Source organism: Vibrio wakamikoensis (genome assembly GCF_050337275.1).
Classification (GTDB): domain Bacteria; phylum Pseudomonadota; class Gammaproteobacteria; order Enterobacterales; family Vibrionaceae; genus Vibrio; species Vibrio chaetopteri.
Genome location: NZ_JAKJST010000012.1, coordinates 99,980 through 116,635, shown reverse-complemented (window position 1 = coordinate 116,635; position 16,656 = coordinate 99,980). Strand labels below are relative to the sequence as shown.

Below are 16,656 nucleotides of genomic sequence, written 5' to 3'. Positions count from 1 at the left end.
ACATGCCTGAACACCTTTTTCAGTTTCCTCTGGTTGCTGTCATCATTGCTTACCTCAAACGACCCTTTATCCATTAGCTGAAGGGCTATCTAACACCATTACTCCATTTGGAGTAATCCACTTAGACAACCTAAGGTAAACAATGAAGAATAAACACTGGACACAATTTGAACTTCTCCATCAAACCGTCAAAAACCAGAACATTCATATAAAAGGGTCACATAGCTATTACAGTGATGCTTACGATGATGGTTTTGAAGCATCAGTCGTGCGCTATTTACATGGTGATGAACACACCAAAGACCGCGATCCGCGTTGGCCTATCGACCAGTTATATATTGGAGACTATGTCTGTATCGGTGCGGAAGCCGTCATTCTGATGGGTGGCAATCATACCCATCGCAGCGATTGGTTTTCGCTCTACCCTTTTATGGAATCTATTGATGAGGCCTACCAATCAAAAGGCGATACTTACATTGGAGATGGCGCATGGATAGGTATGAGAGCAATGCTGATGCCGGGAGTGACATTGGGAGAAGGCGCCATCGTCGCGGCAAATAGTATCGTAACCAAAGATGTCCCACCCTATGCGATTGTTGGTGGAAACCCAGCCGCCATTATAAAATATCGGTTCGATGAAACGACAATTCACAGGCTTATAGCGCTCAAGATATACGATTGGAGTCCCGAGAAGTTTGATGCGTTAAAACCATTGATTTGCGCATCCAACATAGACGCACTAGAAGCGGCGAGTCGCGATTTCAAAGCATAAAAAAGAGCGGTCATCGACCGCTCTTTTTAGTTTTATTTGATAGTCAGCTTAGCTGCTTAGTAACGCTCTGTCTTCATACCCATTAGCAAGCTCACACACATCATGAGCAAGATAACAGTAAATGGTAGTGCGGATGAAATAGCACCTGCTTGCAGAGCCGCAATCGCCTCTGTGCCACCAATCCAAAGAAGCGCAACCGCAATAGCACCTTCCATGAACGCCCAGAATACACGTTGAATAACTGGCGCATCGACTTTACCACCCGCTGTGATGCTATCGATAACCAAAGAGCCAGAATCTGACGAAGTAATAAAGAATACCAATACCAAAATCACAGCAATGATCGAAAGCAGCGTGCCCATTGGCAACGCATCGAACATTTCGAACATCGCCAGCGGTACATCACGTAGACCATTAGCACCAAGCGTACCTACTTGATTCACAACTTGATCGATGGCCAAACCACCGAACACAGACATCCAGATCACAGTCACAGTGGTTGGGACAATCAGTACTGCTGTAATAAATTCACGGACAGTACGGCCTTTAGAAACACGTGCGATAAACATACCTACGAATGGGGACCATGAGATCCACCAAGCCCAGTAGAATACAGTCCAACCGTGCATCCAAGCTTCGTCTTCGCGACCGTGTGGGTTACTTAATGGAATGATGTTCTTTAGGTAAGCAAACAGGGTGTCTGGAATAGAGGCGAATGTCACCGCATAGCCAATGAGCGCCACCAAAATCAGCAGCAAGAACGCCACGATCATATTGATGTTACTGATAACTTTCACGCCACCGTCAATGCCACGAAGCACCGATACAACTGCCAGCAGTGTCACAACCGCAATAACGATGACCTGTAGCGTCATGCCCGCTTCAATACCGAATACGTGCTGAATACCACTCGCCGCTTGCTGTGCGCCCAAACCCAGTGACGTTGCAAGGCCGAAGAGTGTTGCAAGTACCGCTAGGATATCAACTACGTGCCCTGCCCAGCCCCAAGCTCTATCACCTAAAATTGGATAGAAGATTGAACGCATCGAAAGAGGCAAGCCTTTGTTGTACGCAAAAAACGCCAGTGATAGCGCTACCACGCCGTAAATCGCCCAAGGGTGTAGACCCCAGTGGAACATCACTGCTCCCAGCGCAAGCTCTTTCGCTTGCTCTGTATTCGCCTCTACGCCAAGCGGAGTCTCGTACCATCCTGTGAAGTAAGCGACTGGCTCAGCCACACTCCAAAACATCAGGCCAATACCCATACCTGCGGCAAACAGCATCGCAAGCCAGGACATGAATGAATAATCGGCGACAGCATCAGTACCGCCTAGGCGGATTTTTCCGAAAGGCGTCACAATCAACACTAAACAGAAAACGACGAAAATATTGCCAGACCACATGAATAGCCAGTCAAATTTGTTGATGATGCTCCACTTAATTCCATCAAGTGCGCTCTTTGCCGTCTCAGCATCAACAATCACGGTCATTACTAGGAGAAGCGCAATAAAACCTGCACTGATCCCAAATACTGGGTTGTGAACATCAAACCCCCACTTTTGGACATTATCCTGTCCTATTGTGTAGTCAGTACTATCAATACTGTACTTATCAATACCCTTTGTCATGAATCCTCTCTATGACCAAATTGCTTTCAACTCAAAGCATTTAACGTTCTATATAACGGCGACATTGGCATACAAAAATCGCTGAGAACATGCATTAATCTACTTTTCAGCGCAGTACTCTACCAAATTATAAGTGTAATTTCACAATATGTGATTTTTATGGCGATATTTTAAGCAAACAGCTTGGAGATAAAAAAGATTAGTACTCAAAAGAGTATGGCGTTTCTAAATACAGAGTAGAGAAATAAAAAACGATATGACGGTGTGAGGAATGAGAAAGCCGGGCTTGATAAGCGAACAAAAAATCATCAGACCCGGATAGTATTTTAGTTTTTCGATATATTACTATCGAGCTGCAGAACGGGGGCTGCATCAAGATCGTCAGCGTTCATCATCAATGAAATACGCTGGATAGACGAGAGAAGCAGCGTCTGCTCCCAGCTCTCCAACGCTTGAAACTTGTTCACGAAATTATCTTGCAGTGGCGGCGGCGAATTTTTCAGCACTTCTTGGCCTTTTTCAGTCAATACCGCGTGGACTTTGCGTTTGTCTTGTTGGCTACGCACACGCTGGACGTATTCCTGCGCTTCTAGACGATCAATAATCGTCGTCGCGGTAGCTTGGCTAATATTAGTGGAATTCGACAACTCACGAATGGTCACATCCCCCATATCTCGAATGGTATTCATGAGGATCAATTGCGGGCCAGTCAAACCACACTCTTTCTTGAGCTTCTTCGAATGTAGATCGATAGCTCGAATGATCTGACGTAACGCTACTAAGACTTCTTCGTGTTTTTCCAAAACTAATTCCAAACGTTCACTGATATTGCGGGCACTTTATAACAGAACTTTGCTGTTGATGTGCGGGAAATTTGATAAAAATTATGTGAGATCACATTAGGGGGATTGGTTGTTGTGATTGCGTCGCATTATACCCCTTTCCTAATCTCCCCTTATCAGAGAAGAACTACTGGCTCGCTTGCGCATCGCTCAATCAAAAGGCGATGCGACGATAGAAGCTAGCCTGTGGTTCTCCCCCTTTATAACGGGGCGCGTAGCCGGGGGAGCTAGAGGGGGTGCTCTTAAGGTCTTTTCTCTTGCATATTAATAAGTTGAAAAACAAAGAGCACCCCTCCCAGCCTCCCCTTATAAAGGGGAGGAGCTACTGGCTCGCTACGCCTCGCTGATATTTTATCTGGCGATGCGACGTTAGTAGCTGCCTATTTTAAAAACAGTGTTCCTGACACTAGGACAAACCATTCTCCAACGCATACTTCGCCAACTCTGCCGTAGAATGCAAGTCCAACTTATGCTTAATATTCTGGCGATGCGTCTCGACCGTTCGATAAGAAATATTCAACAGTTGAGCGATCTTCTTGCTACTGCAACCCTGCGCAACCAAAGTCAAAACCGATTCTTCACGGCGGCTCAGCGGGTTGGACTTTACCGCTGTTGGAGTGATGTCTTGAGAGAATAAGGTTTGGGTTACCGACTCGCAAAAATACGTCGACCCTTGATGAACCGTCTTAATGGCTTGAACCATTTTCTCGGCAGAAATTTCTTTAAGCATGTAGCCGACCGCCCCAGCCTGCATCACCTTCATAATATACTCACGGTTGTCGTGCATGGTCAGCATTAACACGCGAACGTTCGGCAGCTCAGCTTTCAATACTTCCGTTGCCTCAATGCCGTTCATTATTGGCATGCTGACGTCCATCAATACGACGTCTGGCATCGATTGTTTGATAACTTCAACCGCTTCCACACCATTACTGGCTGTTGCCACCACGTCAATATCGGGTTCGCGTTCTAAACGCGCCATAAATCCTTCAAGCACTACTTGATGATCATCGACAATCACTACACTAATTCGGTCGTCCATCACACCGCTCCTTCTACCGTCAACAATACGGTTATTTCTGTTCCTTTGCCATACTCACTAATCAGTTCAAACTCACCACCGATAAATTCGACTCGCTCGCGCATATTACGCAGCCCTATTCCGCGGCTATTCATTGCGCTACTAACATCAAAACCCACACCATTGTCAGACACAATAAGTTGCAGAACTTCACCAAACTGCTTGAGAAACACCGTCACTTCAGTCGCACTGGCATGCTTTTCGATGTTGTTTAACGACTCCTGCACTACTCGATACAGTGTAGTCGCTACTTCAGACTTCAGTTTGGGTGTATTGGCGTCAAGTACCAGATTTGTTTCCGCCATCGAGTAATTTTTAAAGTCTTGCAGCAAGGTGGTAATGGCGGCTTCAAGTCCAATATCATCCAACGCACTTGGTCTTAGATGATGAGATATACGTCTTACTTCCATAATCGCTTCTGACAGCGAGGTTTGTGATTGTTTGAGATGATCCATAGAGCGGTCATCCACACTGCCCGTGTCCATCAGCTCTAAATGACACTTACTCGACACCAGCAACTGATTCACGCCATCGTGAAGTTCCCTCGCCAAATGCTTGCGCTCATCTTCTTGAAACATCACCGTCTTATGTGCCAGCTCTTTAAGGTTCTTATCAGCAAGCTTATGTTCGTGCCAATTGATCGCCAGCGTTAATACAATGATCACCGCAACTGTAACGGCAAAAATGGTGACAATAGAAAACATGGTGGTTTCGATATTATTATCGATGGCCGCGCGCAGCACCGCCACTTCTTGCGCCACATCTTCAATGTACAAACCTGTGCCAATCATCCACTCCCATTTATCAAGCCACGCAGCGTAACTCAACTTGGTGACCGTTTCCCCAGTCGAGGGCTTTTGCCACAAGTACTGATGAAAACCGCCGCCCGCTTGCGCTTGAAACAGCAGAGCTTCTATCAGGTAATCGCCATCTTGGTCTTGAAGTTTAAGTAGATTTCGTCCCACCAACTCGGGAATGATGGGATGGACTAAGTTGGTGCCAATCTTATCGTAAGCAAAGAAATAGCCGTCTGTTCCATAGCGAAGACGGTTCAAAATCGCTTTCACTTCGACCTTCGCTTCTCGCTCCGACAAAGTAGGATCTAGATACGCTTGCTCGATAGCATCAAAAGCGAGCTCAACACTGTCTTTCAATGCGGCTTCTTTAGTGCGGATCAGACTCTCGCGAAAGATGCTGATTTCCTTTTCGCCCAATGCCTTAGCTTGGTAGAGAGTAATCCAACTGACGCTCGCGGTTACAATGACCAGCGGGATCAACGTCAGTAGAATCAGTTTGGCTTTTAACGGCATAGAAATCCTTTCCTAAATTCGCCTTTTGCTATATTCGCCCCTTAACTGCATTCACCTTTGCACTTACGAGTAAAGCTGCACTAAGTGCAGCTTTACTAACCTTACCAACGAGTGGCGGTGAAATGAAACGCTATGCTGAGCTTACGCCAAGGCGATCACATTCCATAGAATTCTGGGAAGATGAGGAGAGAAGCTAGCACCACTATCTGTATCGCGATGAATGGCATCACGCCTCGATAGATATCACGTGTCGTGACTCCATTTGGCGCCACTCCCTTAAGATAAAACAGGCTAAATCCAAATGGTGGTGTTAAGAACGAGGTCTGTAGGTTCATCGCAATCAAGATTGCAAACCACGTCATGTTGATACCCATCAGCTCGGCGACTGGCGCAATCATAGGTACGATGATGAAGCAGATTTCAACGAAGTCGATGAAGAAACCAAGGATCAAGATAACCAGCATAGTGATGATCAAGAAGCCCCATTTTTCACCTGGAATTTCTAGCATCCACTCTTCCACCAGCATATCGCCGCCAGTGTAGGTAAACGCCATTGAGAAAGCGGTCGCACCAAGCAAGATTGCGAACACCATCGCCGTCACTTTTACCGTTTCTTTGGACGCATCGTAAAGCATGCTCCAGCTAAATTGACGATAAAGCACAGCCAACACAATCGCACCAGCGCCGCCCAGTGCTGCAGACTCTGTTGGCGTCGCAATACCGGCGAATATCGAGCCCAGTACGACTACGATCAGCGCCAAAGGTGGAATTATAGCTTTAAGTGCCGTTTTCACCTCTTCTGAGCGTGAAATAGACTCATCACGTGGGATTGGCTGCGCGCTCTCTGGGTTCAGCTTGGCATAGATAAGAATATAGAGTACGTAGGCGCCAACTAGAACAAACCCCGGCCACAGCGCCGCTTGGAATAGATCGCCAACCGGCACACCCAACACATCACCAAGCAAGATGAGTACGATAGAAGGCGGAATGATTTGTCCAAGGGTACCCGATGCGCAAATCGTACCGCAGGCAAGCCCTTTGTCGTAATTGTACTTAAGCATGACAGGCAGAGAGATAAGACCCATTGCTACAACAGAAGCACCAACCACACCCGTTGATGCGGCCAGCAATGCACCCACCAGCACCGTAGAGATAGCAATTCCGCCTCGCACACCACCAAATAAGCGCCCCATTGACTCTAAAAGCTGCTCTGCTAAGCGCGTCTTTTGAAGCACCAACCCCATGAAGACAAACAGAGGCACCGCCATGAGTACCGTATTCTCCATGATGGATTGAATTCGATATGGCATAAAGGCAAACATCTCCATGCCTTCAGCCCAAACACCAAAAATTAATGCAATGCCACCAAAGGTGAAGGCGACAGGGAAACCAAGTAGTAGCGCGAACAAGGCTACAAAAAACATCACAATACCGATCATGAGAACGTCCTTATTCTTTAGCGTCGGAAGACTTTGCGTACATCAAATGCGGATTAAACAACTTGTTCAATGAGTGAAGCACCAATCCGCAGCCAGCAATCGCCATAAATGAGAAGGACAATGGGATCATCGCTTTAATCACCCAACGATAAGGTAAGCCACCTGGGTCACCGGAAGTTTCACCAAGCTCAAAACTTTCTTTCGCAAAGTCGATACCGTACCAAGCGACCAATAGGCAAAATGGGAACAAAAAGATAAAGGTGCCGAGTAAGTCGATAATGGCCTGCGCCTTCATAGATAAGCGCTCATAGAACACATCCACACGAACGTGACCGCCCGCTTTTATGGCATAAGGCACACCTAATAAGAACACCGCTGAAAACAGGTGCCACTCCATTTCTTGGAAGGCAATCGACACATCATTAAAGACGTAGCGCATGACAACGTCATAAACCACGTTTGCTAACAGAAGAAGAAAAAGAATACTGGATAGCCACCCGAGCACATCGGCTATCTTGTTAAACAGTCTTTCGATATAAATTAAACTACGCATACAACTTTCCGCCTATCCGCCGTGATTCGTTAATAGTTATGATTAGGGCGTATGACAATGGGTGTAAAAAGAAAGTGGCGCAGGAGCTACGCCACTTGAGTTGGGGGGTTAGTCGTCGAACTTGTTTAGGTAAGCTTTCGACGCGATATCAGTCCAAGAACGCACTTGCTCTAGGTAAGCTGCTTGTGATGCTTGGATCTCTTTCGCCATCTCATCTTTGTCGGCGTGTTGCTTAAGCAGTTTGTCGTTGGCATCACGAAGCGCATCCATAACTTCTTTCGGGAAGTCTTTCACTTTCACGTCAGGGTAATCAGTTTGGATAGTCGCCCAGTTCTTACCACTTTCGTGAGTCGATTGGATGTACATGTCGTACGCGGCTGTCTTCATTGCGATTTGTAGAATCGCTTTCAGGTCATCCGGAAGCTTATTCCAAGTACGTTTGTTAACTAGGAACTGAAGCTCTGTTGCTGGCTCATGCCAACCTGTGTAGTAGTACGGAGCAATTTTGTGAAAGCCCATACGAAGGTCAAGTGAAGGGCCTACCCACTCAAGCGCGTCAATCGTGCGACGCTCTAGAGATGTGTACAATTCACCCGATGCGATGTTCGTTGGTTTAGCGCCAACTTCAGCTAGGATTTCACCCGCGAAGCCTGGGATACGCATTTTCAGACCTTGCAAGTCCTCTACGCTGTTGATCTCTTTCTGGAACCAACCGCCCATCTGTACATCAGTGTTACCACCAGGGAAAGACAGCAAGTTATGTGGGTCATACACTTTTTCCATCAACTGCATACCACCGCCGTGGTAGAACCACGCATACTGCTCAGGTGCCGTCATACCAAAAGGCATCGTTGTAAAGTAGAGGGTATTTGGCACCTTGCCTTTCCAGTAGTATGACGCAGAGTGGCCCATGTCGTACTGACCAGATTTCACCATATCAAACACACCGAACGGCGCTTTGTGTTTGTTAGACGAATCGATGCGAATTTGCAGACGACCGTTCGACATTTCTTCGGCCATTTTCGCCATGTTCTTCGTTGCATCACCGAAAATTGGGAAGTTTGGCCCCCAAGTTTCTGCAAGTTTTAGGCGATAGACTTTATCGTCAGCGCTGGCATTTCCAGCAACAAACGCTAGGCAGGTTGCAGCTACGATAGCCGTGCTCTTCATGACACGTGATACTGATTTCTTGATTAGACTCATTATTCAGTTCCTTGAGTAGGTTCCTTTTTGAAGTCAGTAACTGACTCCAAGTTTCACATTCCAGATAACTATGGATGGAAAACCCAGCAAGGTGTATTAGTGCGAGCACGCAGTAATAAGATTATCAACAGATCGACTTCGACCTTGGTATTACGTATTACTACGTAGGTGATAAACGAGGTAGTTACTCAAGACAAATAAAAATCAACAGGTTAGAGTGTTCAGAAAGAAATCTAGAACGAGACAAACACGTACGCATTTATTATCAGCAAGATATTACAGGATGGCTACTTTTGTGACATCTGTCGCTAACATCTCCCAATTTTCCAAACGACAGGATCAAAAAAACCCCTCGAAAGGGGTCTTTTTGAAATTGGGTAAAGTGAACGCTTATAGCGCTTTGTAGATCACTTTGTTGCCCGCTAGCTGCTCTTTAGCCACCAAACCTTCTTCAAGAAGTTTCTTTAGAGCGCCAGTTGCCCAAGAGGCTGCTTTCGCATCTTCTTGGCCAGCCGCAAGGCCGATACCTTTCGGGTTGATGCCTTCAGCGTTGTTAGCAACGATGTCTAGCACTTGTTGCTGTTTAGGAGTTAGGGCTACATCAACTTTTTTTGTCGCAGTTGCGGTTTCAACTACAGGTGCTTTTGCTACAACAGGCTTTGCTGTTTTTGTTGCAGCGGCTGTGTTGGCAACTACCGCTTTAATGCGCTTTTGCAATTTTGCTTGCACTTTGCGCTTATGAGCAAGTCTCATCGAGTTTTCTCTCCAATTCACTGCATCAAGGCAGTGGTCAAAATTTGAAGCGCGTTTTATACCAAAATTTTGAATGCTTTTGTAGGGTCTTGACACAAACTCGAGACAAAAATGCCGTCCCGAGCCAACAATGACTATTATTTAAACAATAAACTTTGTGGTTGTTTCACCAGTATAAAGTGAGATTAGTATTCATTGATGGCACCGATTATGGACACATTACATCTTAGCAATCACCACTATACTTGGGACTCTCCTACTGTCAGGCTGTTGGCTGGCGTGGGCGCGTTGGTGTGTTTCTGCTTTTTGTTACTCTCACCTTCTTGGGAGCACGCCTGGCTGTTCATTGCCATTTTCGCAAGTGTGTCGGGATTTGCTTACCTTATGCTACAAAAAAGTCGCGTCACGTTTACCCTAACCAACTCTCATCTTCAACAGCATTTGTTTAAGGGTGGCTGGGTTCTTCGTTGGGCGAATGTCGAGAGAATTGGGATCTGTACTCAACATCAAGAGGGCTGGCATAAGCCCCTTCCCTGGATTGGGCTTCGAGTGAAAGAATATGGTCCCTACTTGGATGCCATCTGTCCGCGTATTGCCACCGATATTCTACTTAGCCAACGTGCACTACTTTATATCGGCGTACAGCAAACCTCACCGGCCAAGAGCTTTGAAGACATTGTTCTCGACGCTGAACCCTTTGTCGATGAGCGCGGCATCGAATACAAAGGACTTCTGGCCATGCTTGCCAATCGTATGAAACATCAAAGAGAGTTTTACGGATACGACGTATTTATTGCCGAAGCGGATTTAGATAGAGCAGGAGAAGATTTTGTGGGATTGGCTCGCCGCTATCAAGCAGCGGCAAGCCGGAGTGAGGTTTAGTAAAGAGGCATCTCATCAGCAACGTAGGGATTAGAGACACGCTCACGACCAAACGTAGACTCTGGGCCGTGTCCTGGTACAAATTTCACATCATTACCCAGTGGCCACAACTTGGTTTTTATCGAGTTTATCAGTGTTGCATGATCGCCTTGAGGGAAGTCAGTACGACCGATGCTGCCATTGAACAGAACATCACCGACAAACGCGACCTTAGCGTCTTCATTAAACAAGCACACGTGACCTGGTGTGTGACCCGGCGTGTGGTAAACACTTAGAGATTCATTACCAAAAGTAACCACATCGCCTTCGTCTAGCCACTCAGTTGGCTCAAACGCTTCCGTTAATGGCCAGCCAAACATTTGACTTTGACCTTCCAAACCTTGAAGCCAGAAGTTGTCCGCTTTATGCGGGCCGATAATGTCCACTTTAAGAGACTCGGACATCTCTACCGTACCACCAACATGATCAAGGTGACCGTGAGTCAAAACTAGCTTCTCAATCGTTACGCCAAGCTGTTCAACCAAGGCTAGCAACTGTTTTACGTCACCACCTGGATCAACCACAATACCTTTCATAGTTTCGTCACACCATACAATAGAGCAGTTTTGCGCGAAGGTAGTGACCGGTACGATTTGATACTTAAGACTCATGATAAACCCTATATTTTGTAAACTGAGGCGACTATGACACTGTCATAGAAGAATAACAAGTCTGTGCCGCTGGCCAAACAGTGAAAATCAAGACAGTGATTAGACGATGCCCTACTCGTTACCATTATATTTCAGAGACAACAAAGCCACCGTGGCAAAACTGGCACGATGGCTCTTTATCAAAGTGAGGTTTGTTTGATTATCGATTACTCGATAAGGCAGCCTCTTCTACTGGGTTGCGCTTGTCATCGTAACGGTAGACGTCACCGCGGAAGTGTGCCTTACCGTCTACGAGCCAAGCTGTTTGATAGATAATGTGCACCGGAATTCGCTCCTTAAAGGCAATGGCTTTATTGGGACGCGAGGACGCGACATCTTCTAAACTCTTACCCTGCACCTCTAGCAACACTTCAGCAAATTGGTCTGCATGTTCGACCCGGACACAACCCGAGCTAAACGCACGTAAACTTTCATCAAACAAATGCTTACTTGGCGTGTCGTGCAAGAAAATGGCTTGCGCATTCGGTGTGTTGAACTTGTATTGGCCGAGCGCATTGAGCTCACCGGCTTTCTGGCGCATTCGATATGGAAATCGCCTAGCGTTGACCTCGCTCCAATTGATCATAGTTGGATCAATCCTGTTCTGGTTATTCCAGCCTTCCAAAATTTCGAAGCGCTGAGAAAATAAATAGGTCGGATCACGCTTTACTTTAGGAATAATGTCTTTCACCATGATCTTCCATGGTACATTCCAGGTAGGATTCAAGATCAATGAATCCATTTTGGTTTCAAAGATGGGAGTTTGACGACTGGTTCTACCGACAATGACTCTCGACTCGAATCGCGTTTCACCTTCATCCCAATATTTGAGCTGAAAGCTCGGCACGTTAACCAAAATGATGTTTTGACGCTGCTCTGGCCATAGACGGGAGCGCTCTGAGTTCAACGCTAAGATCCTAAGTTTGTCATCGGAAGACTTATTCAACCATTCGACAGTATTTGGCCCAATAATTCCGTCGTCATTAAGTCCATAGAGACGCTGAAACTCGCGCACTGCAAAATCTAGCGACTCATCAAACATATAATCATCGCGAATCAACACCTCGACGTCCGACGCTTGTAAACGTTCGACCAGCAACTCATATTGTTGCGGCATCAGCACGTCCCCCATGCGCAATAATCCCGTTTGTTCGTACAATGGCGTATCCAGTTGAGACTTAACAACCAGGTCAATATAGGCGTTTTCAAACCCTGGCTGTTTAAGCATTGGTGAGGCGAGACTTAAAACATATTCCGATTCCGTACCAGCCTCAAAGGCAGAGACCAACAAATCTACTTCCGTCGCAGAAGGCCTTGGCATCACCTCATTCAAATCGGTAGTGAAATACCACTCTTTGCCTTTATCCGCCGCAGCAGCGACATAGCTCATGTAAAGCAGAAACGTGTCGGTGGTCAGTCTGTCATATAAAGCAGCATCCTGCTGCTGATAGGCAGCTTGCATTAAAGCGACACGATGTTCGAACACCGGACTAAAACCAGCCAACCGTACGACATCAAGTTGAAGGTTAACTTGAGCATTCAGCTCAACATCCGCCCAAAGCGTTGCTCGTTCTAGGCGAGAATAGACATATTCCACCAGTTGTGGATAAAGGAACTCGCTGTCGATGCTAGGCATCGATTCAATCTTTTCAGAGGCTTCTGCTGAGCTCGATTTCAGAATCGGTTCAATATGTTTAACAGAATAAGAGGTAAGTTCACTAGAATCAGACACGAGCTGGTCTGGCGCCGCTGTAACGGCGACTGAACTTGACAATGCCGAGATCAATATACTCGGCAAAATTAACCAGTTTCGCATCTACCCACCTCCTTAGACAGAGTCTTAAGTATGGCAGAAATCACACTTTGGAAAGTGCTAATTTATTTTAAACCAGTTAGCGTCTCATTTATGTGATAGCACTCCAATGGTTATCCCATTGAATCCCCGAGACAAAGGCATTCTTGGTGAGATCCGCATTTATTTTTACGACCTTTCCAACGCCAGAACTTACATAAAACTGGTCATTTTTAACCACCACGCCAGAGGCATCCGGCAACACATTGATCTCTAAAAGATCGAGAGAGGATTTGTCCCAAATACCATAACAATTGCCCCGTGGCGATGTCGCTAAGATATGAGAATCTGTTGCCGCGATGCTCGCCACATAATGGTTGAAGCGCGCCCACTGCTCTGGTTCACCACCGAGCTCAACCAGAGACTCACCAGTTCGATGCATGGCAACTAATGGAACATAATCATCTGGCTCGCCTCGATACTGCTGACCACACAGCACGGTTTGCTCGCCATCATGAGCCAAATGCCGAATACTCTTATGGTGATCTGGCAGCATCACTTGATCAAGCAACTCCCCATTGCCTGACAAATAGCTAAGGCTTGGCTTCATTGTTGCTAAATTAATCGGTGTTCTCCCTTGAGTATGAACCCCGCCGACACCAACTACCAACCGGCCATCAGACATAATAATGATTTCATGCGGACCGACCCCAAACCCAGAAAACTCGGCAACTTTTTTGTAGCTATTCTCGGCATCGTATACACCAATAATGCCTCGGCTTGTCGCACGCTCTCCTTGAGTAGCGTATAACCAACGACCATCGTTTGAATACACCCCATGACCGTAAAAGTGACGATTGTTTTCCGCAGGAATGAGTGCCTTTTCTTCTCCATCTCGATAGTCAAAAACCATCGCATAACTGCCGGGACGACGAGCAAACATCACAGCGTGATGCTTTGATGGTGCTATCGCTACCCCATGTCCTCTCGCTGGCAAAGGGATATGATGTTGAAACTGCCCCAGTTGAGAGTAAACCACGGCCTCAAATTGACCTTGGCGACGAATCGCTCCACCAATCAATACTTGGTTTGTATTCATGCAGCCTAGTTCAACGTTGCTCTTAGCCGCAGTGCTATTCGTTACACAGCCCGCTAGCAATGAGGGCGAAAGCGTCCCCATTGCCAATGCTTTAGCTAGATTACGCTTAGCTCTATCAATCGCCATCTGTTGCATTGAACCCTATAACAACACCCAGATTTATAGCCGCTTCTTCACCAATCAAATATTTGAGCTGCTCCAGCTTGTTGAACTGCGCCAAAGCGGTTCGGTAACCCGATTTAGTTTGCAACATATCAAATAGACTCGATTCTTGTGGCCATGTTTCTAGCGTATCTTGGAACTGCTGAGCAATATCGTCAGCGAGTGCTTCATCGCCTTTATCTCTCAGAATGGAGTCAAGACCACTTCCTTCGGCCAAATACAAAGCCTGCATTGCCACTAGGTTTTCTTTTAGATTCGACAGCGAAGTTTTAGCGCGCCAAGATTCTGAAAAATACGGACGTGGTGCGCCAATTTTCGCAAGCGGACGAGACAGCTTCTTCATGCTGTAATCAAGCTGATTGGTGAGTAACGCTAAATATTCCGCATGCCATGCTTTGGTATCTAACTCGGCCCATGGGTTTGTGATCCAAGCCTGCAAAACAGTGTTTGAACGATCGACCAGAGAGTCAGTAACCGCTTTAAGCAAGCTACAATCTTCCTTACCACCTTCACTCATGCTTGAGGCACCGTCATATAACAGCCATTCCACAGAGCCAAGCCCTTGAACTGTCACGCTCTGAGATTGAATCGACGTCATATCCCAACTCTTGGTTTTGATCGCCGTAGCCATCTTGCGGCCTGTGGTATTTTTTTTATCGGGCCAAAACTGAATGTTCCAGTTTTGTTCAAGCGCTTCTGAGGGACCTCGCTCCTGCCCTTGAAGATGCATCCAGCTCTCCATCCCCTGCTGCCAAGCAATTTTCACATCTTTTAGGCTGCTTTGAGACTCGCAATAACGCGCAGATTGGTTGCGAAGTTTGAGCATAGAATCATTAAAGCGCAGAGCAGATTCAAACTGGATCTCATACACACCTTGGCTTTGGTGATTGCTCGATTGAGGACGCAGTTTGTCTGTACTGGTTGATGATTGACACCCTGCCAGTAGAACTAAAGCCGCAATGGTCACTGATTTTTGATAATACATCACTGTTCCCTATAGCGAATTTAAGAAAGCAAGCAGCGCTTCACGCTCTTTCTTGCTCATTGCTAGCACCTGATTTCTTGAAGTTTGAGCTTCACCGCCGTGCCATAAAATGGCCTCGGTTAAGTTACGAGCACGGCCATCATGAAGAAAATACGTGTGACCATTCACTTCTTCGGTATACCCAATACCCCATAGTGGTGGCGTTCGCCAATGCGAGCCAGATGCAGCGTATTCCGGACGACCATCAGCAAGCCCCTCCCCCATATCGTGTAATAACATGTCTGTATAAGGATGAATTGTCTGATTCGACAAAGCAGGTAAGCCTTCGCGTTTCGCCGTTTGGATACTGGTTCGATGACAGTTGTCACAACCCACTCTTTTAAACAGTGCTTCTCCAGCTAGCACCTCTGAGTTATCAATATTACGACGCTGTGGAACGGCAAGGTGCTGTGTATAGAACTCAACAAAATCAAGAATGTTGTCGCTTACCTCAGGATCGCCGCCACTTAGGCTCTCGGTGCACAAATCTTGTTTATCAGTGCAGTTTTCTTCTGTAAACAATGCACTTGTTAAGCCAACATCACCGTTGAATGCCGCCGCATTTTGCTGCATTAGGTTCGGCTGTCCCGCTTTCCAGCCAAATCGTCCTAGGCTCATCTCTTTAGTTCGTACATCAAGCACATAGTTAGGAATACCAGCAACAGACGTTGTGTCCTGTTGTTGCTGCTTAGAAAACTCTAGGATGGTCGATTCAGGAATGGATTCAAGCAACCCAAGGCCGATCATAGGTGGAGCGACGCGAGCTGACATCATTACATCTGGATGCATATCTCCATAAGCAAGTTCAACGATCTTTAAGTTTGGCTTACGAAGCATCACCGTGGTGCCATCTTCAAATCGCATCGCGACGTCGTCATAAGTAATGTGTATTTGGCCTTCAGGCGCCATATCAGGAAGAGCAAAGTCTTGAAGCTGACCACCATAAGTTGGCTCAGGAATCACACCTGACATTTTTACTGCTTGTTTTTGTGCTTCCGTCGTTGCAGGAATACTCAGGCGAACTAACATTGACACCGCATGCTGGTCGTTCTGCTCTGGTGGGTGTCCACGACCATCTTTTATGTGGCAGTTTTGACATCCATTAGTATTGAATAAAGGCCCTAGACCATCACGAGCATCCGTCGATGCGGGCGCTTGAACCCAAGGGTTTCGAAAGAAACTGTTTCCGACACTAAAATCGAGACGTTTGCTCATCGGCAAGTTAGCCGCTGGCATTGAAAAGGCGTTGGCACCGTTTTTTTTAACCGTAGTTTTGCCACCAGAAAGACGGCTAGGAGTCGACTCTGCAAAAACGGACGTGGAGATTAGCGCAAAAAGCGCAACCCAGATGATGTTTGATCTAGACATACAGCACTCACAAATAGAACAACAAAGGGGGCAAGCGCCCCCATTTCATAGATTTTTAT

The 16,656-nt window shown here is 46.5% G+C and carries 15 protein-coding genes; 2 read left to right on the top strand and 13 right to left on the bottom strand.

From position 1 onward, the window contains the following. Nucleotides 1–142 precede the first annotated feature (142 nt). On the top strand, nucleotides 143–772 hold the full coding sequence (locus L4C42_RS01265) for a CatB-related O-acetyltransferase (protein WP_418641550.1): 630 nt from the start codon (nucleotides 143–145) through the stop codon (nucleotides 770–772). A gap of 56 nt (nucleotides 773–828) precedes the next feature. Here the strand turns inward: L4C42_RS01265 and L4C42_RS01260 are convergent, their stop codons facing one another. The 8 genes from L4C42_RS01260 to L4C42_RS01225 form a co-directional block, all read right to left on the bottom strand. Continuing rightward, nucleotides 829–2,400, bottom strand: a complete 1,572-nt coding sequence (locus tag L4C42_RS01260; protein ID WP_353498440.1) for a BCCT family transporter — start codon at nucleotides 2,398–2,400, stop codon at nucleotides 829–831. Between the two features lie 326 nt (nucleotides 2,401–2,726). After that, complete coding sequence (locus tag L4C42_RS01255) at nucleotides 2,727–3,203, bottom strand: MarR family winged helix-turn-helix transcriptional regulator (RefSeq protein ID WP_112461507.1); 477 nt, start codon at nucleotides 3,201–3,203, stop codon at nucleotides 2,727–2,729. Nucleotides 3,204–3,648: 445 nt separating this feature from the next. Further along, nucleotides 3,649–4,284 (bottom strand): response regulator transcription factor, encoded by a 636-nt coding sequence (locus L4C42_RS01250; RefSeq protein WP_042498079.1) that lies wholly within the window; start codon nucleotides 4,282–4,284, stop codon nucleotides 3,649–3,651. Further along, nucleotides 4,284–5,633, bottom strand: a complete 1,350-nt coding sequence (locus tag L4C42_RS01245) for a cache domain-containing protein (protein ID WP_353498439.1) — start codon at nucleotides 5,631–5,633, stop codon at nucleotides 4,284–4,286. The genes L4C42_RS01250 and L4C42_RS01245 overlap by 1 nt, the downstream gene beginning before the upstream one ends. Before the next feature lie 155 nt (nucleotides 5,634–5,788). Continuing rightward, nucleotides 5,789–7,072, bottom strand: a complete 1,284-nt coding sequence (locus L4C42_RS01240; RefSeq protein ID WP_353498438.1) for a TRAP transporter large permease — start codon at nucleotides 7,070–7,072, stop codon at nucleotides 5,789–5,791. A gap of 10 nt (nucleotides 7,073–7,082) precedes the next feature. Beyond that, nucleotides 7,083–7,625: a TRAP transporter small permease subunit gene (locus L4C42_RS01235; RefSeq protein WP_353498437.1), complete on the bottom strand. Its 543-nt coding sequence runs from the start codon at nucleotides 7,623–7,625 to the stop codon at nucleotides 7,083–7,085. A gap of 108 nt (nucleotides 7,626–7,733) precedes the next feature. Further along, nucleotides 7,734–8,828, bottom strand: a complete 1,095-nt coding sequence (locus tag L4C42_RS01230) for a TRAP transporter substrate-binding protein (protein WP_418641551.1) — start codon at nucleotides 8,826–8,828, stop codon at nucleotides 7,734–7,736. Between the two features lie 390 nt (nucleotides 8,829–9,218). Beyond that, nucleotides 9,219–9,581, bottom strand: coding sequence for a MarR family transcriptional regulator (locus L4C42_RS01225; RefSeq protein ID WP_112461504.1), 363 nt, complete (start codon nucleotides 9,579–9,581; stop codon nucleotides 9,219–9,221). 210 nt (nucleotides 9,582–9,791) lie between these two features. Between L4C42_RS01225 and L4C42_RS01220 the strand changes: the two genes are divergently transcribed. After that, a complete protein-coding gene (locus L4C42_RS01220) occupies nucleotides 9,792–10,463 on the top strand; it encodes a DUF2982 domain-containing protein (RefSeq protein ID WP_353498435.1) in 672 nt (223 codons plus the stop codon). On the opposite strand, the gene L4C42_RS01215 is transcribed toward L4C42_RS01220, so the two are convergent. From L4C42_RS01215 to L4C42_RS01195, 5 genes are all read right to left on the bottom strand, one after another. Then, the gene (locus L4C42_RS01215; RefSeq protein ID WP_353498434.1) at nucleotides 10,460–11,113 is read right to left on the bottom strand and encodes an MBL fold metallo-hydrolase; all 654 of its coding nucleotides are present in this window, start codon (nucleotides 11,111–11,113) and stop codon (nucleotides 10,460–10,462) included. The two genes, L4C42_RS01220 and L4C42_RS01215, sit on opposite strands and share 4 nt — an antisense overlap. A gap of 199 nt (nucleotides 11,114–11,312) precedes the next feature. Beyond that, nucleotides 11,313–12,968: a L,D-transpeptidase family protein gene (locus L4C42_RS01210; RefSeq protein WP_353498433.1), complete on the bottom strand. Its 1,656-nt coding sequence runs from the start codon at nucleotides 12,966–12,968 to the stop codon at nucleotides 11,313–11,315. A gap of 88 nt (nucleotides 12,969–13,056) precedes the next feature. Beyond that, entirely contained in the window at nucleotides 13,057–14,178 is a 1,122-nt protein-coding gene (locus L4C42_RS01205) for a DUF1513 domain-containing protein (protein ID WP_418641555.1), read from the bottom strand. Then, complete coding sequence (locus tag L4C42_RS01200) at nucleotides 14,159–15,190, bottom strand: imelysin family protein (protein WP_353498431.1); 1,032 nt, start codon at nucleotides 15,188–15,190, stop codon at nucleotides 14,159–14,161. The genes L4C42_RS01205 and L4C42_RS01200 overlap by 20 nt, the downstream gene beginning before the upstream one ends. A gap of 9 nt (nucleotides 15,191–15,199) precedes the next feature. After that, nucleotides 15,200–16,597 carry a di-heme oxidoreductase family protein gene (locus tag L4C42_RS01195; protein ID WP_353498430.1) on the bottom strand — a complete coding sequence of 466 codons (1,398 nt, stop codon included), beginning with the start codon at nucleotides 16,595–16,597 and terminating at the stop codon, nucleotides 15,200–15,202. Nucleotides 16,598–16,656 lie beyond the last annotated feature (59 nt).